Origin of the sequence: Nocardia sp. AB354 (assembly GCF_049538315.1) — a bacterium.
Classification (GTDB): Bacteria; Actinomycetota; Actinomycetes; order Mycobacteriales; family Mycobacteriaceae; genus Nocardia; species Nocardia nova.
This window is the reverse complement of the sequence record NZ_JBMVFU010000026.1, coordinates 47,409-69,717: the sequence shown is the minus strand read 5'-3', so window position 1 is coordinate 69,717 and position 22,309 is coordinate 47,409. Positions and strand designations below refer to the sequence as shown.

The following is a 22,309-nucleotide window of genomic DNA, read 5'->3' as shown; positions in this document are numbered from 1 at the left end:
ATGTTTCGCACGCACCAGCCCGGACGGGAACGTCCCGCCGGCTCATTTGCCGCGCTGCTCCAGATCACGCAACAACCGCTGCAAGCCGCGGTCGCGGATCAGCTGTATGTCCAGCCTGGGATTGACGACTCCGCGCAGCCACCCGGCCTGCTGCCAGCCGGCCGGTGCGATGGTGGACAGAGCCCGGGATTCGATACCGTCGACCAGCGAGCGCGCCGCCTGCTGCGCGGTGATCCGGCGGTTGAACGGCCACGGCAGTTTCGCGTCGAATCCGCGCCCCAGTTCGTCGGCATCGAGGGTGTCGTGCGTCATGGCGGTCTGCACGACACCGAAGTACGCGATCTGCGCCGTCGCGCCGTGCAGCGCCAATTCGATACGCAAGGCACGACCGAGCTGCTCGACACCGGACTTACTGATCATGTAAGGAGAGCTGCCCGCCCCCGGCATGAATGCCGCCGCGGAGGACACCACGACAATGTGCCCTTTGCGGGCGATGATCGGCTCGATCCCGGCGCGAACGGTGTTGTAGACCCCGGTCAAATTGATGCCGATCACCCGGTCGAAATCGGCATCGTCCATCGTCCGAACGGTCGCCGGTTCCGGAGCGACACCAGCATTGGCGACCACTACGTCCAATCCGCCGAACCGATCCAGTCCACGCTCGACGGCAGCTCGCATTGCCGCGCGATCACGGACGTCGGCAGCCACACCCAGCGTCCGGGGACCGACCGACTCGGCGGCGGCCCGCGCACGGTCGCCGTCGATGTCCACCAGCACGACCGACGCACCGCGTCGGTGCAGCAGCCGAGCCACTTCCAGGCCGATACCCTGCGCGGCGCCGGTAACCAGGGCCGTCCTCCCCTGCAACAGCAAGGTCTTCGAACGGGACAGGAACGAGATCATGCAAACTCCTCGGAACGATCGATGCGGACGCGATCACCGCGACGCGGCGGTGACGATCGAGGCGGGGCGCGAAACGACTTGGTAGTCGTCGAGATTCAGCTTCCGCGTCCGGCGGGTGAATTGCGCTGCGTAACCGGGCCAGAACGCGACGATGCGGCCGGTCTGACCGATGTAGTAGCTCTGACACCCGCCGGTGGCCCATACCGACCTGCTCAGCTGCCGGTCGAGGCGATCGTTGAATTCCCGCTGGACTCGGGCCTTGACGTCGATGCTGCTGATACCGGCCTTCTCGACCGTCTTCAACGCGTCCACGATGTAGGCGAGCTGAGCCTCGATCGTTACCACCGCCGACGTATAAGGGGCGGAGTTGGGGCCCAGTACGACGAACATGTTCGGCAACCCGCTCACCGTCGTACCCAGATACGCGTTGGGATCCGGAGACCACAGCTGCGCCAGGGTCGCACCGTCACGGCCGATGAACCGTTCTCCGACCGGGTGGTCGTTGATCCGGAATCCGGTGCCGTAGATGATCGTGTCGACGGGATGGTGTACACCGTCTCGAGTGATGATGCCGGTGGCATCGATACGCTCGATTCCGGAGGTGACCACATCCGCATTCGGCGCTGCCAGTGCCGGGTAGTAGGTATTGGAAAAGGTCGGCCGCTTGCAGCCGAGCCGGTATTTCGGTGTCAGCGCTTCCCGCAATCGCGGGTCCCGGATGCTGCGGTTGATGTTCCAGCGTGCCGACTTCTCCAATCCCACAAGCAAATCCGGATATTTGGTGAACGGGGGCACCAGCGACTCGAACAACACCGCCAAACTTTGCCGGGCACCCTGCTGCGCGCCCGGCAGTCGCCGCCACAGCCCGCGCGTTACCGCACTGGTCGCGCGATCAGGATGCGGCATGACCCAGATCGGAGTGCGCTGGAAGACCGACAGGTGCTCGACTCGGGGCTGGATTTGTGGAACGAACTGCACAGCCGACGCGCCGGTTCCGATCACCGCCACCCGGCGTCCGGTCAGATCGTGCTCGTGGTCCCAGTGTGCGGAGTGGAATGTGGTTCCGGTGAACGTCTCGATACCCGGGAACGTCGGAATCGAGGGAGCGCTGAACGGACCGAACCCCGCGATCACGAACTGCGCGTGCACTACCCCGGCGTCGGTCCGTACCACCCAGTGCTGCGCGTCTTCGTCCCAGACACACTTCTCGACCTCGCGGCCGAAACGGATGTAGGGAAGAACGCCGAATTGCTCGGCGGTCCGGCGCAGATACGCCTGGATTTCGGCTTGCAGCGGGTACAGCCGGGTCCATTCCGGATTCGGTGCGAACGAATAGGAGTACAACAGCGACGGGACATCGACCTGAGCACCCGGGTAGGTGTTGACCTGCCATGTACCGCCGACGTCCGATTCACGTGCCAGCACAACGAAGTCGGTGATCCCGTTGTCCAGCAATTTGATCGCCGCGCCGAGTCCGCCGAAACCCGTACCGATCACTAACACCCGCACCCGCTCGGGCAGCCGTGCGGACTGCTCGCGAGCACCTGTCTTCGCACCGGTCATCCTGTTACTCCATCTTTCGTGAAATTTTCGTCCCGAGCCCCGGAACCGTTGTGTCCCTGCGATACCGGTCCCGGTGTCAGCTCGCCGCCGCCTCGGCACGGGCCAATATCGCGTCGGTGTACCGGCCTACCGCCCGAAAGGCGACGCGCGCCTCGGGCACCAGGGCCGGCATCATCTGGAATACGTGTGTCTGATCCGGCCACACCTGCAGGTCGCAGTGCGCACCGGCGGCACGCAGCCGCTCGGCGAGCGCCACCGCGTCCGCCGCGAAGAACTCGGCGCCGCCGTATTGGATCAGTGTCGGCGGCAGCGCACAGCCGGGCTCGATGCACAGCTCGACGGGATCGACGGTGAAATGGCGTACCGCTTTCGCCGACAGTGCATAGGACAGGAACGCATCTCGGCTACTCGTGTTCGCCGCACCCACGAGGCTCAGTCCCAGATCCGCCATCGGCGAGAACAACACCATCCCGGCTGGAGTCGCGGCGCCTGCCCGCGCGCTCATCAGGACGAAGTCCGCCGCGAGAAAGCCCCCGGCCGAATCACCCGAGACGATGACGCGATTCGGGTCGTACCCCTGATCCAGCAGCCACCGGTACGCGGCCGCCACGTCGCTCTGCGCCGCTGGGCTCGGATGTTCCGGAGCAAGCCGATAGTCGACAACGAGTACCGGCAACCGCGTTGCCATCGACAGCCGAGACGCCACTCCGCGGTAGCCGCGGGCCGAACCGGCCACGAACCCGCCGCCGTGTACGTACAGGATCGCCGCCGAAAGATCCTCGACATCCGCCGCCCGCACCAGCTCCGCGCACAGGACCACATCGTCCACCTCGGCGCGCACATGGTCGACCGACGTACCGCCCAACGCCGGAGCGACTCCACGCATCGCGTGGTCGACAAGCCGGCGAGCTACCGGCAGCGTGCGAACGTCCACCGGCGCCACGGCCGCGACCGGCTGAATCGTCGCGGACGCCACCGCCCGCAGGACACGGGCGCGTCGCGAACCGCGGGAGCTCATAACCGTATGCCCGTTCTGCCGAAGGGCCGGGCCACCGGCCCGACGGCTGCCCGTGTGCGAGGGTGCCTTCATGTTCTCGCCTGCGTGCGTCATTGCACTCCTGCCATGTTGGATACGATGGTATCCTACATAGTAGGATATGATCGTTGTCAACATGAACCTCGCGCATTCAGCGTCGGCGACGCGGCAGGAGCGAACGACCTCCAGGTGAAAGCAGGTTGGCACAGAGATGGCCGAATCCCGGAACTATCTTCGCGAAACGCCCGACGAGCGTCGCCGGCGCCGCAAAGAGGCGCTGATCGACGCCGCGTTGACCCTCACCCATACCGGCGGATTGTCCGCTCTCGGCGTACGCAACGTCATCGCCCAGTCGAAACTGTCCAGTCGCTACTTCTACGAAAACTTCACCGGCACAGATGATCTGCTGGTCGAGGCCTTCCACCAGGTAGCGACGGATCTCCTCGAAACCGGCATGGCCGGCCTGTACGCAAGACAGCTGACCGACCCCGGAGCAGCGTCCGAGGAAGAGATACTCGAGCGCTTCCGTCAAGGTCTCGATGCCGTACTGGGCGCGCTCGAAGAGGACCCTCGAAGGGCAGCGCTCATAGCCGCCGTCACCGCCAGCGGTCCACCCATCCGCCAGGAGTTGCAGCAACTCGTCCGTCTGGTGGCCACTGTGATCACCGACGATGTCAATGCCGCGGACATCGGATTCGACCACGCAAGCGCGCTGTACATTGCCGGTGGACTCGTCCAGTTGGCCATCGCCCACATATCCGGCGACCTCCAGATCGGCCGGCCCGAGCTCGTCGAGCGGCTGGCGCGTCTGACCTACGGCGCGCTGACAGCTTCCGCAGCCGACCGCATCGGCTGATCGAGCGGGCATTCGGCGGGTGCGAAATACCGCGCTCGCCGACCGCGCAGAGAACCGAACCGCGAGCCGATCCTTCCCGGATCACCTCGCGGTTCGTCGTCGATGTCCCCGAAATGTGTGATCAGCAGGGACAGCCGGACGGTGACGCTCACCTTCCCGCCTGACGTCGCCACGGTCCGGCCGCCATCGGGCAGCCGGACGACGTGGCGTCGCGGTCAGTTGCCGCCGCGGAGTGGCAGCCGGCGGGCCGCCTTGATCGCGGGTGTTACGAGCTTGCCGGCGTTGACCATCGCCTTGAACGCGAGACTGGTGTCGCTCGGCATCAGCTTCTGGATCTGCAGCAGTTCGAACGGGTCCCACAGCGTCTCACCATGGGTCACCTTGTGGGTCACGGGGTCCAAGTGGTAACGGTCGACGGGGTAGCCCTGGATGTACGCGCCCGTCCCGGGGATCGCGGGCGAGCCCGGGGTGAACGGATACATCCGCAGCGGATGGTCCCAGTGCCCGCACCCGACGTAACGGCCCATGAAGATGACCTCACCCTTGGGCGAGACCTGCAGCGAGACCTCGCCGGGAATCAGGTAGTACGCCAGGTCCGGGGCCGCGTCGTAGAACGCCTGGTTGTAGTCGATGAACGCCTGCACGCCATACATCGTCCGGCCGAACGACAGCGGGTCCTTGTACCTGCAGTCCTCGGAGATGGTCTCGCGCACCAGGTCCTCGTTGACGCCCCCACTCCACGCCGACCAGTACTTCTTCAGCCATTCGAGCACCCACATCACGTCCATGCCGAGACGCTCCGTGTAGAACGCGCACTGTGCTTCGACCTCGTCGAAGAGCTGATGCGTCATCCGCTGCAATTCCTGTTCGCCGACCGTGGGTATCGGCTCCGACCGGTTGCCCTGGACAGTCGGCGGCATCGGCTTGGCGATGCTCAATCGGCTGAGCGCCTGCTGAAATCGTGCTTCGTAATCGGCCGAACCGGCCTGATTGCGCTTGCCGGCTGTCTTGCTGGTTGCCATGAGCCTAGATCTCCTTCATCCACAGTGATGTGCGCGGTTGGCGCACGTCGCGCGCCCGCGTCGTATCGAGAGCAAGTGGTCCACATTGATCGTGATGTAAGAGACAGTCGTAGTCAAGAACAATCGTAGTCAAATCTCTCGCGAGTTCGCCTGCGGTCGGCCTCGGGTTCACAGTCCTGACCCCTCATTTCTCGCCGATGAACGGCAGCCGGTTCTTCAGGCGCACCAGGGTCGAGGCGGCACCACCCACCCTGGCCACCGCCTTGAACGTACGGCTGGTGTCGCTCGGCACGACGCGCAACAACTGCAGCGCATCGATCGGATCCCACAGGGTTTCGCCATGAGTCATCTTGCCCTCGGCGTTGAAGTGATACCGATCGACGGGGTAGAGCTGAGTGAACTTGCCGTTACCGGGAATTGCCGGCGAGCCCGGGGTGAACGGGTACATCCGCAGCGGGTTGTCCCAGTGACCGCACCCGCTGTACCGAGCCATGAACAGCAATTCACCGCTGGGTGAGACCGAGATACTGGCCTGACCCGGAATCGCGTCGTAGCGCAGGTCGGGCGCCGCGTCGAAGAACGCCTGGTTGTAGTCGATGAAGGCTTGGATACCGACCATCTGACGACCGAACGACAGCGGATCCTTGTAACTCACCTCGGGCGAGAGGAGTTCATGGACGGCGGCCTCGTCGATGCCGCCACTCCACGCCGCCCAGTACTTCTTCAGCCAGTCGTTGAACCACATCACATCGTGGCCGAGTTTGTCGGTGTAGAAGCGCAGGTGCGCCTCCACCTCAGCGAAGAACTGCAACCCCATGCGCTGGAGTTCGTCCTCGTTGTAGACCCGCACGGGTTCGGACCTATTGCCCTGGATGTAGGTGGGCGCCGGCTTGCGGAGGGTTCGGCGGGTCAACGCCGCCTGAAACTTGGCCTCGATCTGGTCCTGGTTCCTGGCTGTCCTACTGGTTGCCATGGGTCTGGATCTCCTTCATCAACGTTGGTGCGCACGCCGCATGAGCACACGCGTGTCCTACGCCATGCTGACAACAAATGTGTCCCAAATAATCCTGATGCAGGATACAGTCGTAGTCAATATACGACCGTAGTCAAGATGAGGAAAGCCGGGCAGGAATGAGACACCGTGATCATCCAGCGACCGAATCGTCACAGTGACAGGAATCGGTACGCCGGCAACCACTCTCGGCGATCACCGCCGACGACGTCACCGCCGAAGACTCCCCCACTGGGCCCCAACCCGGTTCATCGAGTTCATCTGCACGACCTACCGTGGGGCTCGGTTGCGCGAGGGACGTCGGTACGAGCGCGTGCATTCCGGCACCTCGCCGGCGGCCCCGTCATCCTCGCCGTCTGCCCCGCCTGCCCGCCGGCTATCGCAGGCGTCCTAGCGCTGCCGTAATCTCTCGACCCTCGACGCGCGCCTTCAGGCACCTCACCGCGTCCTTCGCCGACCGGTCCGCGATCAGTTTCTTCAACGCGGCGGGAAGGGGGAAGCCGAGCTCCACGGCGATGTCGTAGGTGACGAACGTGGTGCCGTGGGCGCGCGGGTCGAACGAGTAGCACGCTCGATAGTCCTTCACATCACCACCGACGTACTCGCACCGAATGCTGTCCGGCTCGTCGTACCTGGCGCGGACGACGACTCGGAGCTTACGCACCTTGGCATCGACCCTCAGCTCGATCAGCGAGCCACGGCCTTGCTCGTCGCGTTCGAGAACTTTCGTGCCGAGCACCCCGGCCTGCCACTGCGGGTAGGACTCGAAATCCAGCAACGCATCGATGATGTCCCTGGGCGCCGCTTCGATGAGATCAGCACACCTGGCGACCTGGGGCATATTCCTCGGACCCTTTCCTCGCACCGGCCGAACCTGCCTCGTCAGCGACGTGGGCTGGCGATCACCCGCAGCCCGTAACGCGGGCGGAGGCTGGGCGTTGCCTGCGGTTCCATGCGGTGCCCCGGCACCGTCTCGAATGTGTGCGTCTGGCTGAACTTCGCGGCGATGAGCACCGTCTCCATGAGGGCGAGGTTCCGGCCGATGCAGGTTCGCGGGCCGCCACTGAACGGGGTGAAGGCGCCGCGGTTGCGGCCCGCGTCGGCACCGGGCATGAAGCGCGACGGGTCGAAGACGTCGGGGTTGGGCCACCAGCGCGGGTCGCGCCCGATCAGGAAGGCCGGAATGACCACGGTCGTGCCTGCCTTGACACGGTTCCCGCCGATCACGTCGTCGACGATCGCCGTACGCGGGCTCATCCAGACCGGCGGGTAGAGCCGCATGGTCTCGTCGACGCAGGCAGCGGTCCACGGCAGGTTGCGCAGGTCCGCCGTGGTGGGTGTCCGGCCCTCCAGGACGGTGTCGACCTCCTCGAGCATCCGGTCGCGGGCCCAGTGGTTCTGCGAGAGCAGGTGCCACAGGAAGCTCATGGTGGTGGCCGTGGTCTCGTGGCCGGCGAGCATGTGCACGGTCGCCTCCGACCGGACCCGCTCCGGGGTCATGGTGCCGTCGTCTATGCATTTCAGCATGAGGTTGAGCAGATCCGGCGTGTCCTTGGGATTGGCGGCGCGGTCAGCGAGGATGGCATCGACGCCCCCCAAGACGATCTTCGTAGCCTTCTGGAGGTTCGACAACGGAGGGGGCACCGGCACGCTGCTGTGAATCAGCTTCCAGAACGGTTTGTTCAACCAGGCGGGCGGCTCGGCGACCATGAGCACGCGCGCGAAGGCCATCACCTCGGTAAGGCCCTCGGTGATCCACCATCCGAGGTCGTCGGGGAAGTACTCCTTGAAGTTCTCGTAGAAGATCGCGTTGCCGACGACGTCGAGGGTCAGCTCGACCATTATGTCGTGTATCTCGATCTCCGCAGACTGCCGCGGCAGCGCCGCCGCGGCGTCCTCGACCGGCGCGACCATGAGATCGAACACGTTTTCGAGGTGTTTGCGGGTGAACATCGGATTGAGGATCTTTCGATGACGCTTCCACGAGTCACCGTTGTCGCTGAAGATGCCGACGCCGATCGCACCGTCCACGGCGGCGAAGTCGATCGACTTGTGATAGCGGTCCGGGTGCTCGAACAAGATGTGCTCGACGTACTCGGGCCGGGTGACCGCGGCGTAGCGGCGCAAGCCCACCCGGAAACTGGAGAAGTCGTGACCGGCGAGGCCGGCGTAGATACCATCCTCGAAGCCCCAGCCCTTGTACAGCGCGGATGCCGTCGACCGCAGCGTCGAGAAGCGCTTGGACGGCGAGTGTGTGGCAGGCGGCGCGCCGCCGTCATGGGCGCCTTCGTGCGTGACCGGACACGCCGACTTTGCAGGCATGTCCAGTCCGCCGGCCCGATTGGGTGTTGCCATGACCTTCGATCTCCTTCATCGACATTGATGCGCGAGCCGCAGTAGCACTTGGCATGCCCCACGTCGTCTGTTGACAACGAATGCGTCTACAGCCGATATTCATATAAGAGACAGTCGTAGTCAAGATGCAGGAGGATTCGAGTTGGACGCGAAGTCGACAACGAAGTCGCCGATCCGCCCAGTAGATGACGGCGGTGGAGCACCGAAAGCGATGGCGGACGAGGCGGTAGCCATCGTGATCGGGCACGGAGTTCAGATGGTCGCGAGGCGTCGTGATGGATGAGGGCCTGCGGGTAGCGGTGGTGGGGGCCGGTCCGGCTGGTATTTATGCCGCCGATCGGCTTGTGAAGGATTTGCCGGGGGTTCGGGTTGATTTGCTGGAGCGTTTGCCGGCGCCGTTCGGGTTGATTCGCTACGGGGTGGCTCCGGATCACCCGCGGATCAAAGGCATCGTGGGCGCTTTGCATCGAGTCCTCGCGCAGCCGCAGGTGCGATTGGTCGGCAATGTGGAGTACGGGGTCGATATCGACCTGGAGATGCTGCGGCGTCACTATGACGCGGTGGTGTTCGCCACGGGGGCCGTACGGGATCGCCCGCTGCGGGTGAGTGGGGGTGATCTGGCGGGTTCCTACAGCAGCGCGGAGTTCGTGTCCTGGTACGACGGGCATCCTGATGGCCCGCGGGCGTGGCCATTGCACGCGGAAAAGGTGGCCGTGGTCGGGATGGGGAACGTGGCGCTGGACGCGGCACGGATGCTGGCCAAAACCGCTGATGAGTTGGCGCACACCGAGATTCCCGATCATGTCTTCGAGGGGTTGGCTGCCAACGCGGCGAGCGAGATTCATGTCTTCGGCAGGCGTGGTCCGGCCCAGGCGAAGTTCAGCCCACTGGAGCTGCGTGAGCTCGACGAGTCGCCGACCATCGACGTGGTCGTCGACCCGGACGACATGGTTTACGACGAGGCGTCGGTGGCCGCGCGTGCGGCGTCGAAGATCACCGATCAGGTGGCCGGGATCATCGAGGAGTACGCCGGTCGCGGCAGCCGGGGCCGGGCCCGCAAACTCGTGCTGCACTTCTTCGAGGAGCCGGTCGAAATCCTCGGCGAGGATGGGGCCGTCGTGGGGCTACGTACCGAACGCACCGAGCTGGACGGCACCGGAAATGCCAAGGGCACGGGCCGATTCACCGAGTGGCCGGTGCAGGCGGTCTATCGTGCTATCGGTTATCTGTCCGATGAACTGCCCGGGCTGCCGTTCGACAACCGGCGTGGCGTCGTCCCCAACGACGCGGGCCGGGTCGAGGGAATGGCGGGGGTGTATGTCACCGGCTGGGTGCGCCGCGGGCCGGTCGGGCTCATCGGTCACACCCGAAGCGACTCCGCCGAGATGGTCGCCGCACTGATCGCCGACCACCAGGCCGGGCTGCTGCCACGCCGGACCGGCGCCGACCTCGTCGAGACTCTCGACCGCGCCGCTCATCCCTACACCACCTGGGACGGCTGGCAGCGCCTGGATGCCCACGAACGCGGCCTCGGCGCCCAGCGTGGACGCGAACGCACCAAGGTGGTCGAACGCGCCGAAATGCTCGCCGCCTCCCGAGCCCTCCCCTGACCCTTACCTCAACCCGAAACCACTATCCAGCAAGGGAAATCACCGATGAACGACTACAAAGTGTATGTGTGCACCCAATGTGGGTTCGAGTACGACGAGGCCAAGGGCTGGCCCGAGGACGGCATCGCACCCGGCACTCGCTGGGAGGACATCCCGGGCGACTGGTCCTGCCCCGACTGCGGCGCCACCAAAGCCGACTTCGACATGGTCGAAATCGAACACGCCTGAACCGGGCAATCGAACCGACGAATCGAGCCACCTCATGAACCCCCTGAGCCTGCTGTCTCAACCGGTTCCGATCTGGAGACGCGGTTGTGGACGCATCGATCCGAAGGGCAGGGTCGCGTTCGTCACCGGGGCCGCGCAAGGCATCGGGCTGGCCACAGCCGAAGCCTTGGTGGCCCGCGGCGTTCGCGTGGTCCTGGTGGATGTCGACACCGACCGGCTCGAGCAGGCCATGGCCGCGCTCGGTGCACAGGTCGCGCACGGCGTGACCGCCGACGTGCGTGACCGCGACGCCATGGCGGAAGCGGCAGCCGAAGCAGTTCGACGATTCGGCCGGATCGACGTGGTCGTCGCCAACGCCGGCATCACGCCGCCACCGGCCACCTTGCGAGACACCGACCTCGACGACTTCGACCGGGTGATCGCGATCAACCTGACCGGCGTGGTCAACACGGTCAAGCCGGCCCTGGAGCAGGTCATCGAGCATCAGGGGCACATCGTGATGGTCGCGTCGGTGGCCGCCTTCGCCCCGGTCTTCGGAGGCGCGTCCTACGTGGCCAGCAAGGCCGGTGTGGAGCAGCTGGGCCGCGCCCTGCGGATCGAGCTCGGTAGCACCGGGGCGACGGCAGGCGTGGCGTACTTCGGGTCGGTCGACACAGCGCTGGTGAAGCACGCCTTCGACGACGACCCGCTCGGGCACCGGGTGGACATGCTGATGCCTGCCCCGGTTCGGCGTCGGATCACACCCTCGCGGGCGGCCGAAGTGCTCGTCGACGGCATCGTCAACCGGTCTGCCCGCACTATCGCGCCGCTCGCCTGGGAGCCGTACTCGTTGTTCCGTGAACTCGTGAACCGCCCACTCGTCAGCCTCTTTCGAGTCGATCCCCGGGTGCAGGACATTGTGCGGGCGCTCGAGCAGCGCAACCGGGCGACGCGGTAGATCACCCGGCAGCAGGCCGACGTCGCTGCCCGCGGGATCGCGGCTGCACCGGAAAGGGCTGCCGCGGGACATGAAAAGAAAGTGGCGGAGATGAACTGGGCCGGAGTCGTCGCGGACCTCCGAGAGCATTGGTATCTCTACGCGGTCATGCCGCTCTTTGCGGCCGTCATCGGGTGGTTCACCAAGTTGGCGGCGGTCGAGATGTTGTTTCGGCCATTGGAATTCAAGGGTCTTCCGCCCTACCTCGGCTGGCAGGGGATCATTCCCCGCTATTCGGCGCGGATGGCCACAGTCGCGGTGGACCTGATGATGTCACGCCTGTTGGATCCGCAGGAGATCATCGACCGCATCGATCCGGCCGAATTGGCCAAGCATGTGCAGGAGCCGATGCTCGACACGGTCGAGGGCATCGTGCACGAGCTGATGATGCGACATCAGCCGGGACTGTGGGAACTGCTGCCCGAACCGGTGCGACGTATGATCGTTCGCCGCATCCACAACGACGCGCCGGAGCTTATCGGGCGGATGATGGACGACCTGAAGAACAATGTGGACGTCGTCTTCGATATGCGCACGATGTGTGTCGACGCGTTGTTGCGCGACAAGGCGCTCACGGTGCGATTGATCCGCGATATCGCGACTCCGGAGCTGCGGTTCATCGTCCGCTCCGGGCTGATCTTCGGATTCATCCTCGGCATCGTGCAAGCAGCCGTGTGGGCGCTCACGCACTCGACCGTCGTCATGCCGCTGTTCGGCGCGTTCGTGGGGTACTCCACCGATTGGCTTGCGCTGCAGATGATCTTCCGGCCTATCGATGAGAAGCGCTACTTCGGCGTCTTCCGTTGGCACGGGCTTTTTCACAAGCGCCGCAACGATGTGGCCGTCGACTACGGCACTCTCATGGCCACCGAAATTCTCACCCCCGCCAACATCATTCATGCCATGCTGACCGGAGCCCAGTCCGACCGTCTGTTCTCCCTCATCGAATACGACATCCAGCGTGTCATGGATCAGCGGATGGGCTTTGCCAAACCGGTCGTCGAACTCGCCCTCGGGCGCGGCACGCTCGCCGCAATGAAACACGATATCGTCGCCACGGTCCGCGAGCAGCTGCCCCGAAGCACCGCGGAGATCGAGCAGTACACGATGCGGGCCCTCGATGTCCCCGGGCTGATCATCGAGAAGATGGGGATGCTCACCAACGAGGAATACGAGAATTTGCTGCGCCCCGCCTTCAAACAGGACGAGTGGAAGATCGTGACGGTAGGCGCCGTCTTGGGCTTCCTGGTCGGTGAACTTCAGGTGCATCTGCTGCTGCATTGACCGGCGACGTCCGAGAAGGCGGGGACCACCCCTTGGAGGACTTCGAAAAGTTCAGCGCCCGAACCGCAATGCCACCTCATCCGAGACGGGCCGTGCCCTGCAGGTCAGGACATAGCCCGCGTCGATCTCGTCCGGGGTGATCGCCAAGAGGGGATCCGGGTCCATCTCCACCTTCCCGCGTTCGACCACGGCCAGGCAGGTTCTGCACGAGCCGCCCAGGCACGAGTACGGCAGATCCTCGCGCTGGTTGAGGGCGGCATCGAGAATCGGCGTGCCTTGCGGCATATCGAAGCTGAGCGCATCGCCGTGTCCGGTCAGCACGACACGGCAACGGGCCGCCGTCTCGGCGGGCAGGACGCTGATCTCGCGCGTTTCGAACAGTTCGATGAGGATGCCGGACCGCTCGACCCCGCGTTCGGTGAGCGACCGGCTCGCCTCGGCGACGAGCCCGCGTGGACCGCACAGCAACCAGAGATCGGCATCGACGCCGTGGAGGTCGTCCACCACGATCCGCCCGCGGCGATACTCGGTGCCCGCGCCACCTCGCGGCAGAGGACCGGGCGACTGCCGCGACAGATAGTGAACGATGCGCAGCCGGTCCGCGAATCGCTCTGTGAGCGAAGCGAGTTCGGTGGTGAGCATGATGTGGTCGGCGTCGCGGCTGCCGTAGTGCAGCACGAAGGTGCTTGCGGGTTCGGACTCGAGCGTGGTCGCGATGATCGATACGATCGGTGTGATGCCGCTGCCGGCGGCGACGGCGCAGTAGGCGCGTTCTGTTCGAGCGAACGGCGGGGTGAACACGCCCGCAGGTTCGGAGACGTAGAGGTACGTACCGGCGACGAGATGGTCGACGGCGTAGCCGGAGAACGCACCGCCGGGTCGGCGTCGGACACCGATCCGCACCCGTCCGGACCCGGCCGCGTCACACAGCGAGTAGCTGCGTCGAATCGGCCGGCCGTCGTGGGTCCCGTGGACCACGACATGCTGGCCCGCCGAGAAGCGGTATCGGGGCAGCAGTTCGGTCGGCACGTCGAACTCGATCAGCACACTGCCGGGGGTGTCCGGCTCGACCGACCGCACTCGCAGGCGGTGCACTTCTCGGTCTCGAGTGCACGGCAGCGGGTCGAAGGCCGCGATGGAACGTGCAGGGGCCGAGCGTAATTCGCCGAGTTCTGCCCGCGCTCGATCGAGCCCGAGGCCGCCCACAGCAGCGGCCGCCCGCGCGAGGAGCGTGGGCCGCAGCGCGGCGAACGGCCGGTCGAGCAGTCCGGCGATCCGTGACATCTGCTGTCCGACAGCCTGTTCCCGTTCGCCGACCGCCATCGCGATGTGCACGAGAACACCGAGTCCAGGGATACGCTGCCCGCTGTTGGTCCGCACATGCGGCATAGCGAGATCGAATACCTTGGTCATGACCCAGGCGTCGTCGATCGCCGACGCGGCCGCCCGGAAGTAGCGCCCAGCCAGATCCGGATCGCCGGCCGCCAGCACCCGCCGTAGTTCCACGGCTTGCAGTGCCGACATCGTCATCCCCTGCCCGAACGCCGGGCTGAAACTGCACACCGCATCTCCGAAAACCAGCAGGCCCTGGGGAAATACAGCCAGATTCTCGTACCGGCGACGTTGATTGGCCAGGTAGCGATAGGTGGCGATCTCGGTCAGCGGCTCCGCGTCCAGCAACGATGTCCAGACATCACGCGGCGCCACCGACGCCGCGAAGCGCCAGAAACCCTCCTCGTCGTGCGGCGGATGGTCGGCGCCGTAACCGATCAAGGTCAGGATGTGGCGGCCGTCTTCAACCGCGAACAACGCCAGACCGCGTGCGGGGCTCCGGTTCGCGATCACGATTTCCTTGTCACCACGGACCGCCCCCTCACCCAGCCGCACATAGCGGCTGGCGTACTTCATATCGATCCGCACACCCTCCGCTACAGGGGGCTCGTAACCCAGATCATCCAGCCACCTGTCGATCGGACCGTGCCGACCCAGACAGCTGACTGTCAGGTCGGCCGGAATATCTTGGGCCACAGTAGAATCGAACTCGACGCGGACGCCCGTCACACGGTTACCCGTCCGGTCGGTCAGCAGCGACCTCGCGTGACAGCGATCGAGCAACTCGACGTTCGGCAACGAGCGGACACGCTCGCGGACCCGCCACTCCAGCAACGGCCGGCTGGCCTGCAAGAGAGAGTAACCGGCATCGGATCGGTGCAAGGTGTGCCCGTAGACGGTCATCCGCAGTTCCGACATGGACCGGCACCGGATCGCACCGTCGGACAGCAATTCGGCGGTGATGCCGGGAAACAACTCCTCGAACACCTGTTGCCCGCGCGCCAGCAGAGCGTGGACGTGGCGCCCCTGCGGCACACCCGGTCTGTCCCCGGGCACCGACAGGTCGTCACGCTCGATGATCGTCACCGTGGTGAACGTGTCGCTGAGCACCCGTGCGGCGAGCAGCCCCGCCATACTCGCCCCCAGCACGACGGCGTGGTTGCGTGATGTGGGGCGAGCGAAAGGTGGTTGCCCGTACCGGCTCATCATGCTGTCGATATCGGTCAGCCGACGCGGATCATGCGGTGAACCCGTCGATCTGGGACAGCACCCGAAGCATCACCTCGTCGGCGCCGCCGCCGATGCTGGGCAGCCGCTGGTCGCGGACGAACCGCGAGGTCCAGGTCTCCTCCATGTAGCCGATGCCGCCGTGCACCTGCAGGCACCAGTCGCCGACCTGGCGGATCAGGCGACAGGCCTCGAGCTTGGCGATGGTGGCCATCCGGGTGATGTTCTGCCCGGCCATGTGCGCGTCGACCATCGCATAGCCGTACTCACGCAGCAGGTCGACCTTGGCGGCGAGCTCGGCATAGGTGTACTGCAGGTACTGATTGGCCGCCAGGGGTGCGCCGAACACCTTGCGCTGCAGCGCATAGGCTTTGGTGCGCTCCAGCGCCTCGGTGCAGGCCACGTGGACGTTGTACACACCCCAGGTGCGCTCGACGACGAACTGCACCATCTGCTGCTGGAACCCGCGGCCGATTTCGCCGATGGTGTTGCCGACCGGAACGCGCACATTGTCGAAGGTCAGCAAGGCGGTGTCGGAGGCGCGCATGCCCAGCTTGTCGAGCTTCTCGGCCTTGAACCCCGGGGTGTCGGCAGGCACGATGATCTGGCTCATGCCCCGGTAGCCGCCCTCGTCGGAGGTGCGGGCCAGCACGCAGATCCAGTCGGCCTGAATCCCGTTGGTGATGTACATCTTGGTGCCGTTGATGACCCAGTCGTCGCCGTCGCGGCGCGCGCGGGTGCGGATGCCGGCCACGTCGGAGCCGGCATCGGGCTCGGTGACCCCGATCGCGGCGACCATATCGCCACGCATGGCCGGCGCCAGATAGGCGGCCTTGAGCTCGTCGCTGCCGTGGGCGTGCAGCGACGGGGTGGCCATCGAGATCTGCACGCCCAGCGCCAGGCCGAAGGCGCCGATCGCGCATCGGCCCATCTCCTCGGCGAGCACGACGGTGTACGAATGGTCTGCGCCCTGACCACCGAAGGCCGGGTCGTATTCCAGGCCCAGCATGCCCAGCTCCGCCATCTCGGTGAAGAGGTTGTGCAACGGCATCATCTCGTCGCGCTCCCACTCATCGGCGTGCGGGTTGACCCGCTCGTCGATGAACCGGCGGACGGTGGCACGAAACGCTTCGTGCTCAGCGGTGAATTTCATCGGGATTCCTTGGTATAACAGCGAATACAAGCGTTCGGTACGAGCTGGTCGTGGCAGCACCGGTCATTGCCGGCTCCGTGCCGCGGTGACTTCGGGAACCGCCGCCAGCGCCGGGTGCGCCAGCAGCGCGGCCGGGATGCGGACCGGCAAGTCCAGTAGCTGCTGAGCGGCGGCCTTGCCCTGCGGGTCGATGCGCAGCGAGGCTGCGCCCCCGCCACCCAGCCCCTGATGCAGCAGGAAGTTGACCGAATGGCTGCCCGGGAGCACGAACCGATCCACCCGCGAGGCACCCAAGTGGGCCAAGTAGGTGGCGACGCGGTCGGCGGTTACCTGGGCATGGACGATCGGATCGAAGTCGGGATGCCGCGCCGCGATACCGATGTTGACGCTGTCGCCCTTGTCGCCGCTGCGGCCGAACGCGACCGCGATCAGCGGCAACTCCACACTCGGCTCGGCAATCTCGTCCGAGACGTCGACATCGGTGCCACGCGGGCCCTCCGGCGCGCGGCACAGCGATGCGGGAACCTCACTCCAGCTCGAAGACTCCAGCGGGTGACCATCGAGTTCGATCACGGCAGCGATCAGCTCGCGCGGGACGAGGAACGACTCCAGCCGCAACACCGGCGACGACTTGGGCAGCCCGCCGCCCACACCACCCATCCCGCACGGCCCACCGACCCCGATCGACGGGAACTCCCGCACGAACGCCGTCAGGGCAGCCGGGTCGTCGTGACGCAGCGCCAAACGCACCCACACCTCACGCGGAGCGACGTCGCGGGCATTCGTGCCATACGTGTCCTCGGCGCCTACGATCTCGATGAGGGCGTCGCGGAAATCGTCGAACCCCCTGTCGGCGAACATCTTCCGCCCACGAGTGAGCAAATCCTGCGCCGCACGACGCCCCCTCGGCACCGCGTCGCGCCCACCGACGAAGAACTGCACCTGGGTGCGGTACCCGTCCGACACCTGAGCGCATGCCTTCAATGTCGGAGTCGGTGCGACACCGCGAGCACCGCGCACCTCGACGCGGTTGGGCCCCACCTCGCTGACCACCACCTGCGTCCAGTCGCACGTCACGTCGGGCAGCAGATAGGCTGCGGGATCGCCGATCTCGTACAGCATCTGCTCGGTCACCGTGCGGCGATCGACCAGCGCGTCGGTCCCCTCGGGCGCGGTGATCTCGAAGCTGCCGTCGGCCCGCACCATGACGATCGGGAATCCGCTGGTGGCCCAGCTGGGAGTGTCCTCCCAGTCGGTGAGCAGCCCACCGGTGGATTGCGGCCCGCATTCGATCAAATGCCCGGCCAAGCTTCCAGCGGAGAGTTTGTCGAATTCCTCCGGCTCCCAACCGAACTCATGAATCAGGGGGCCGAGCGCCAATGCGCTGTCGGCACACCGGCCGGTGATCACCACATCCGCGCCGGCGTCCAACGCCGCCGCGATCGGCCTGGCCCCCAGATACGCGTTCATGCTGATCGGACGATCCGGGATCGGCGTGCCACCGGTCATCTCGCGAATATCGAGTTCCCGCAACCGATCGAGCTGAGGAATCAGATCATCACCATCGACAGCCGCGACACGCACATCGACACCGGCCTCGGCGGCAAGCCCGCGCAACCGCTCCGCCGCCGCCCGCGGATTGACTCCACCCGCGTTCGTGACGACCTTGACACCGGACTCCCGCATCCGGCGCAGATTGCTGCCGATAGTGGTGATCAGATCGTGCGCATACCCCTGCGCGGGGTCCTTCGTCCGCGCCTTGGTCAAGATCGCCATCGTGATCTCGGCCAGCGCGTCGTACATGAGGTAATCGCACCGGCCATCGGCCAGTAGCTGCGGCGTGGCCAGATACGAATCCCCCCAAAAACCGGCGGCGCCACCGATGTTCACTGTGCGCTCGTTCATATCGGCTCCTTGTCGGTCGGACCCATCGGGTCACACGATCGAAATGCGTGCACGGTCGCTGCGGTGTCGACACTCATGCCAGGCATTCGGCGACGGCGCGCAGGGCGCGCATGTCCCCTAGTACGACAAGCTCGGTGGTCAGGGTCTGCCGGTGGGCTTGCAGGTCGGCGCGGATTTTGGCGGGCGGGCCGACCACCGCGATCTCCTCGACCATCGCGGTCGGGATGACGGCGGCGGCCTCCTTCTTGCGGCCGTCCAAGTACAACGACCGAACCTGCACGGCGATGTCTTCATAGCCCATCCGCGCCATCACATCGAAGTGGAAATTCTTGTCCTTGGCTCCCATGCCGCCCACGTAGAGCGCCAGGTAATCGCGCACCGAATCGGCTGCGGCTTCGACGTCGTCATCGACGACGACCGGGAGGGTCGTGACGACCTCGAAGTCCTCGACGGGTCGCCGGGCGGTGCGCCGGGCGAAGCCCTCGGCGAGGGCCGCGCGATAGAAGGCGTCGTTGCTCGGGCCGAGCAGCATAGCGATCCACCCGTCCGCGATTTCGGCGGCCAGCGCGACGTTTTTGGGTCCCTCGGCCGCGAGCAGCACCGGCAGATCAGGGCGCAACGGGTGCACGATGCATTTGAGTGGTTTGCCCAGTCCGGTGCCGTCGGGCACGGGGTGGGTGTAGAACTGGCCCTGATACTGCAGCGGCTCCTCGCGTGCGATGACCGTGCGCACGATGCCGACGTATTCGCGAGTGCGCGCCAGCGGCCGCTCGTACGGTTGCCCGTACCATCCTTCGACCACCTGCGGCCCGGATGCGCCCAGGCCCAGGACGAACCGGCCGCCGGACAGGTGGTCCAGGGTGAGCGCCGCCATGGCGGCGGCGGGCGGTGTGCGCGCGGCCATCTGCATGATCGAGGTGCCCAGGCGGAGCCGACTCGAGCCGGCGCCCAGCCAAGCCAGCGGGGTCAGACAGTCGGACCCGTAGGCTTCCGGCACCCACACGGAATCGACACCCATGGCTTCGATATCCGCGATCATCGCCGGAGTCACGCCGAGCGGAAACTGAAGTGCGTAACCGATTTTCATTGCGCCGACACGCTCACTTCCCTCACGACGCCCACGGCGGTGCGACCTTGTTCAGGAAGGCGTGCATCCCCGCGCGTGCTTCGTCGCCGGCGAACAGCTCCGCCGACAGCGCCACCATCTGCGGACCGTATTCCGCGAGCTCGGCGCGCAGGGAGCGGGTCAGCACCCGTTTGGTGGCCGCCACCGCACCGGGAGCGGTGCGGCGGAAGGTCGCCAGCAGCTTCGCGAGCCGGCTGTCGATCTCGGCTTCCGGTACGGCTTCGGTGATCAGCCCGATACGAGCGGCCTCGGCGGCGTCGAAGCGTTCGGCGGACAGGAAATAGCGACTGACGGCGCGGGCATCGAGCTTGGCCAGCAACGGAATCGAGATGATCGCCGGTGCCACGCCGATCGCCACCTCGGCGAAGGCGAAGTCCACGTGGTCGGCGACCAACGCGATATCGGCCGCGGCGACCAGACCGGTTCCGCCCGCTCGCACGGGTCCGCGCAGCACGGCGATGACCGGTTGCGGCGCCTCGACGATCTGCCGGAACAGCTTCAGCGCCGCGGTGGTGCCGACCGAGGCGCCGTCACCGGAACCCGATTCCGAGAGGTCGGCGCCCGAGCAGAACACGGAGCCGGTGTGGGTGAGCACCACGAACCTGACCGTGTCATCGCCGGTGGCGGTCGCCAGATGAGCGGTCAACTCGCCGGTGAGTTGCCGGCTGAGCGCGTTGCGGTTGCGCGGCGAGTCCAAGGTTATTGTGGCTACGCCGTTTTCGATACTCAGATGGACGAGCTCGGTCATGATCGGTCTTCCGTACCGGTGACGATGGCGAGGATGGCGCCGGCGTCGACCTGTTGACTTACCACCACTTTGATCTCGACGATTCCGTCGTCGGGGGCGGCGATGGTGTGGTGCATCTTCATCGCTTCCAGCGTGATGAGCGGAGCACCGTTGTCGACGGCGTCACCGTCTGCGGCGTGGATGGCGGTGACCGTACCGGGCATCGGCGCGAGCAATGTGCCCGCGGCCAGCTGTTCTGCCGGATCGGGGAACCGGTTGACGGGCTCGAGCGTCACCGAACCGACCGCACTGTCGACGCAGACCCGATCGGGATAGGTGGCCACCGCGAAAGAGGTTCTCACCCCGTCGACTTCTAGTATCACCAGCGCCGGGCCGAAATCGACGACCCGTAGGTCATCGAAGCCCTCGGGCTGCAATCCGGCGCGCGTCCAGCGGTAGTCGATCGCGATGGTGCTCGCACCGACGACGTATTCCTTGCGTTGCGGTACCGCCGGCACGTTGCGCCACGCCGGAGGTAACCCGGTCAGATCGCGCACCTTGGTGCGATTGACCGCGGCGTCGGCGAGTGCGGCGGCCAGCGCGCAGTAGCGCTGCACCTCGGACGTAGCAAGCGGGCGCGCCAGCGTGTCCAAGCCGTGGCGGTCGAAGAACGAGGTGTCGAAATCGCCCGACGAGAACTCGTCGTGGCGCAGCACACGCACCAGCAAGTCGCGGTTGGTCGTGACACCGTGCAACTGAGCTTGTTCCAGGGTGCCGGCGAGCCGAGCGATGGCTTCGGCGCGACTGGGGGCCCAGGTGATCACCTTGGCCAGCATCGCGTCGTAGTGAGTGCTGACGGTGTCGCCGCTGCGGTAGCCCGCGTCCAGACGCAGCCCGTAGCGCTGCGGAAGGTCGAAATGAGCGTCGGTGCTCGGAAATTCGAAGCGGTACAGATGGCCTGCGGTGGGCTGCCAGTCATTGGCGGGATCTTCGGCGTACAGGCGAGCCTCGATCGAGTGGCCGTCGAACGGCGGCGGCCCATCCTCGGGAAGGGGGGCGTCGTCGGCGATCCGCAGCTGCCAGGCCACCAGGTCCAGTCCGGTGACGCATTCGGTGACCGGGTGCTCGACCTGCAGGCGGGTGTTCATCTCGAGGAAGTAGAACCGGCCGTCTTCGGTGGCCAGGAATTCCACCGTGCCGGCGCCGACATAGCCGACCGCTTCCGCCGCGGCTACCGCAGCGCCGCACAGCCTTTCGCGCATAGCGGCGTCGACCATCGGCGACGGTGTCTCCTCGAAGATCTTCTGGTGGCGGCGTTGGATCGAGCATTCCCGCTCACCCAGCGCCCAGGTGGTGCCGTGCTGGTCGGCGAGGACCTGCACCTCGATGTGGCGGCCGCGCTCAAGGTACGGCTCGCAGAACACGGTGGGGTCACCGAACGCGGAGGCGGCCTCGGAACTGGCCGCGGTGACCGTATCGGGCAGTTCGGCCAGCGAACGTGCGATGCGCATACCGCGTCCGCCGCCGCCCGCCGAAGCCTTGACCAGCACCGGCAGTTGGTCGTCGGTGACCGCGGCGGGATCGAGTTCGGTGAGCACGGGAACACCCGCGTCGGCCATCAGCTTCTTGGAGCGGATCTTCGAGCCCATGGTCTCGATCGCCGCCGGTGGCGGACCCACCCAAGTCAGTCCGGCATCGATCACGGCACGAGCGAATTCGGCGTTCTCGGAAAGGAATCCGTATCCGGGATGGACGGCGTCGGCACCGGTACGCCGGGCGGCTTCGATGAGAAGGTCGGCGCGGAGGTAGGTCTCGGCGGGGGTGTTGCCGGGCAGCCGCACGGCAGCATCGGCCGCAGCGACATGCGCCGCCTCGGCGTCGGCGTCGGAGAACACCGCGACGGTCGAGATGCCGAGATCGCGGCAGGTCCGGAAGATCCGGCAGGCGATCTCGCCCCGGTTGGCGACCAGAAGTCGGCGAATCATAGTGAATAC

Annotated in this window: 18 protein-coding genes; 5 read left to right on the top strand and 13 right to left on the bottom strand. The window is 66.0% G+C overall.

The window, feature by feature from the left end; genetic code table 11:
- Positions 1-42: 42 nt before the first annotated feature.
- The 3 genes from ACPCUW_RS29000 to ACPCUW_RS28990 all read right to left on the bottom strand — a co-directional run bounded on the left by ACPCUW_RS29000 (position 43) and on the right by ACPCUW_RS28990 (position 3,442).
- Positions 43-903, bottom strand: a complete 861-nt coding sequence (locus ACPCUW_RS29000; protein ID WP_423428342.1) for an SDR family oxidoreductase — start codon at positions 901-903, stop codon at positions 43-45.
- 33 nt (positions 904-936) lie between these two features.
- Positions 937-2,466 (bottom strand): flavin-containing monooxygenase, encoded by a 1,530-nt coding sequence (locus ACPCUW_RS28995; RefSeq protein WP_423428340.1) that lies wholly within the window; start codon positions 2,464-2,466, stop codon positions 937-939.
- Positions 2,467-2,542: 76 nt separating this feature from the next.
- Positions 2,543-3,442: an alpha/beta hydrolase gene (locus ACPCUW_RS28990; protein WP_423428338.1), complete on the bottom strand. Its 900-nt coding sequence runs from the start codon at positions 3,440-3,442 to the stop codon at positions 2,543-2,545.
- A 271-nt stretch (positions 3,443-3,713) separates the two neighbouring features.
- Between ACPCUW_RS28990 and ACPCUW_RS28985 the strand changes: the two genes are divergently transcribed.
- Positions 3,714-4,358 (top strand): TetR/AcrR family transcriptional regulator, encoded by a 645-nt coding sequence (locus ACPCUW_RS28985; protein WP_423428336.1) that lies wholly within the window; start codon positions 3,714-3,716, stop codon positions 4,356-4,358.
- A 215-nt stretch (positions 4,359-4,573) separates the two neighbouring features.
- Here ACPCUW_RS28985 and ACPCUW_RS28980 read toward each other — a convergent pair whose 3' ends face one another.
- From ACPCUW_RS28980 to ACPCUW_RS28965, 4 genes are all read right to left on the bottom strand, one after another.
- On the bottom strand, positions 4,574-5,380 hold the full coding sequence (locus ACPCUW_RS28980) for a nuclear transport factor 2 family protein (RefSeq protein ID WP_423428334.1): 807 nt from the start codon (positions 5,378-5,380) through the stop codon (positions 4,574-4,576).
- 184 nt (positions 5,381-5,564) lie between these two features.
- Positions 5,565-6,353 (bottom strand): nuclear transport factor 2 family protein, encoded by a 789-nt coding sequence (locus ACPCUW_RS28975; protein ID WP_423428332.1) that lies wholly within the window; start codon positions 6,351-6,353, stop codon positions 5,565-5,567.
- A 415-nt stretch (positions 6,354-6,768) separates the two neighbouring features.
- Complete coding sequence (locus tag ACPCUW_RS28970; protein ID WP_423428330.1) at positions 6,769-7,233, bottom strand: type II toxin-antitoxin system RatA family toxin; 465 nt, start codon at positions 7,231-7,233, stop codon at positions 6,769-6,771.
- Positions 7,234-7,274: 41 nt separating this feature from the next.
- Positions 7,275-8,747 carry a cytochrome P450 gene (locus ACPCUW_RS28965; RefSeq protein WP_423428328.1) on the bottom strand — a complete coding sequence of 491 codons (1,473 nt, stop codon included), beginning with the start codon at positions 8,745-8,747 and terminating at the stop codon, positions 7,275-7,277.
- A 275-nt stretch (positions 8,748-9,022) separates the two neighbouring features.
- On the opposite strand from ACPCUW_RS28965, the gene ACPCUW_RS28960 reads away from it, so the two are divergent.
- The 4 genes from ACPCUW_RS28960 (at position 9,023) to ACPCUW_RS28945 (ending at position 12,845) form a co-directional block, all read left to right on the top strand.
- Positions 9,023-10,357: an FAD-dependent oxidoreductase gene (locus tag ACPCUW_RS28960; RefSeq protein WP_423428327.1), complete on the top strand. Its 1,335-nt coding sequence runs from the start codon at positions 9,023-9,025 to the stop codon at positions 10,355-10,357.
- A gap of 45 nt (positions 10,358-10,402) precedes the next feature.
- Entirely contained in the window at positions 10,403-10,585 is a 183-nt protein-coding gene (locus ACPCUW_RS28955) for a rubredoxin (protein WP_423428325.1), read from the top strand.
- A gap of 34 nt (positions 10,586-10,619) precedes the next feature.
- The gene (locus ACPCUW_RS28950) at positions 10,620-11,522 is read left to right on the top strand and encodes a short-chain dehydrogenase/reductase (RefSeq protein ID WP_423428323.1); all 903 of its coding nucleotides are present in this window, start codon (positions 10,620-10,622) and stop codon (positions 11,520-11,522) included.
- A 90-nt stretch (positions 11,523-11,612) separates the two neighbouring features.
- A complete protein-coding gene (locus ACPCUW_RS28945; RefSeq protein WP_423428322.1) occupies positions 11,613-12,845 on the top strand; it encodes a DUF445 domain-containing protein in 1,233 nt (410 codons plus the stop codon).
- Between the two features lie 51 nt (positions 12,846-12,896).
- On the opposite strand, the gene ACPCUW_RS28940 is transcribed toward ACPCUW_RS28945, so the two are convergent.
- The 6 genes from ACPCUW_RS28940 to ACPCUW_RS28915 form a co-directional block, all read right to left on the bottom strand.
- Positions 12,897-15,383: a 2Fe-2S iron-sulfur cluster-binding protein gene (locus ACPCUW_RS28940; RefSeq protein ID WP_423428320.1), complete on the bottom strand. Its 2,487-nt coding sequence runs from the start codon at positions 15,381-15,383 to the stop codon at positions 12,897-12,899.
- Positions 15,384-15,414: 31 nt separating this feature from the next.
- Complete coding sequence (locus tag ACPCUW_RS28935; RefSeq protein WP_423428318.1) at positions 15,415-16,557, bottom strand: acyl-CoA dehydrogenase family protein; 1,143 nt, start codon at positions 16,555-16,557, stop codon at positions 15,415-15,417.
- A 63-nt stretch (positions 16,558-16,620) separates the two neighbouring features.
- Positions 16,621-18,462 carry an acyclic terpene utilization AtuA family protein gene (locus ACPCUW_RS28930; RefSeq protein WP_423428317.1) on the bottom strand — a complete coding sequence of 614 codons (1,842 nt, stop codon included), beginning with the start codon at positions 18,460-18,462 and terminating at the stop codon, positions 16,621-16,623.
- 73 nt (positions 18,463-18,535) lie between these two features.
- The gene (locus ACPCUW_RS28925) at positions 18,536-19,549 is read right to left on the bottom strand and encodes an LLM class F420-dependent oxidoreductase (protein ID WP_423428315.1); all 1,014 of its coding nucleotides are present in this window, start codon (positions 19,547-19,549) and stop codon (positions 18,536-18,538) included.
- A 22-nt stretch (positions 19,550-19,571) separates the two neighbouring features.
- Positions 19,572-20,336: an enoyl-CoA hydratase family protein gene (locus tag ACPCUW_RS28920; RefSeq protein ID WP_423428313.1), complete on the bottom strand. Its 765-nt coding sequence runs from the start codon at positions 20,334-20,336 to the stop codon at positions 19,572-19,574.
- Positions 20,333-22,300, bottom strand: coding sequence for an acetyl/propionyl/methylcrotonyl-CoA carboxylase subunit alpha (locus ACPCUW_RS28915; RefSeq protein ID WP_423428312.1), 1,968 nt, complete (start codon positions 22,298-22,300; stop codon positions 20,333-20,335). The genes ACPCUW_RS28920 and ACPCUW_RS28915 overlap by 4 nt, the downstream gene beginning before the upstream one ends.
- Between the last annotated feature and the right edge of the window lie 9 nt (positions 22,301-22,309).

Bases quoted from the DNA above. Each gene is read 5' to 3' on its own strand.
- ACPCUW_RS29000 (WP_423428342.1), bottom strand. From the start codon at position 903: ATGATCTCGTTCCTGTCCCGTTCGAAGACCTTGCTGTTGCAGGGGAGG.
- ACPCUW_RS28995 (WP_423428340.1), bottom strand. From the start codon at position 2,466: ATGACCGGTGCGAAGACAGGTGCTCGCGAGCAGTCCGCACGGCTGCCC.
- ACPCUW_RS28985 (WP_423428336.1), top strand. From the start codon at position 3,714: ATGGCCGAATCCCGGAACTATCTTCGCGAAACGCCCGACGAGCGTCGC.
- ACPCUW_RS28980 (WP_423428334.1), bottom strand. From the start codon at position 5,380: ATGGCAACCAGCAAGACAGCCGGCAAGCGCAATCAGGCCGGTTCGGCC.
- ACPCUW_RS28975 (WP_423428332.1), bottom strand. From the start codon at position 6,353: ATGGCAACCAGTAGGACAGCCAGGAACCAGGACCAGATCGAGGCCAAG.
- ACPCUW_RS28970 (WP_423428330.1), bottom strand. From the start codon at position 7,233: ATGCCCCAGGTCGCCAGGTGTGCTGATCTCATCGAAGCGGCGCCCAGG.
- ACPCUW_RS28965 (WP_423428328.1), bottom strand. From the start codon at position 8,747: ATGGCAACACCCAATCGGGCCGGCGGACTGGACATGCCTGCAAAGTCG.
- ACPCUW_RS28960 (WP_423428327.1), top strand. From the start codon at position 9,023: ATGGATGAGGGCCTGCGGGTAGCGGTGGTGGGGGCCGGTCCGGCTGGT.
- ACPCUW_RS28955 (WP_423428325.1), top strand. From the start codon at position 10,403: ATGAACGACTACAAAGTGTATGTGTGCACCCAATGTGGGTTCGAGTAC.
- ACPCUW_RS28950 (WP_423428323.1), top strand. From the start codon at position 10,620: ATGAACCCCCTGAGCCTGCTGTCTCAACCGGTTCCGATCTGGAGACGC.
- ACPCUW_RS28945 (WP_423428322.1), top strand. From the start codon at position 11,613: ATGAACTGGGCCGGAGTCGTCGCGGACCTCCGAGAGCATTGGTATCTC.
- ACPCUW_RS28940 (WP_423428320.1), bottom strand. From the start codon at position 15,383: ATGAGCCGGTACGGGCAACCACCTTTCGCTCGCCCCACATCACGCAAC.
- ACPCUW_RS28935 (WP_423428318.1), bottom strand. From the start codon at position 16,557: ATGAAATTCACCGCTGAGCACGAAGCGTTTCGTGCCACCGTCCGCCGG.
- ACPCUW_RS28930 (WP_423428317.1), bottom strand. From the start codon at position 18,462: ATGAACGAGCGCACAGTGAACATCGGTGGCGCCGCCGGTTTTTGGGGG.
- ACPCUW_RS28925 (WP_423428315.1), bottom strand. From the start codon at position 19,549: ATGAAAATCGGTTACGCACTTCAGTTTCCGCTCGGCGTGACTCCGGCG.
- ACPCUW_RS28920 (WP_423428313.1), bottom strand. From the start codon at position 20,336: ATGACCGAGCTCGTCCATCTGAGTATCGAAAACGGCGTAGCCACAATA.
- ACPCUW_RS28915 (WP_423428312.1), bottom strand. From the start codon at position 22,300: ATGATTCGCCGACTTCTGGTCGCCAACCGGGGCGAGATCGCCTGCCGG.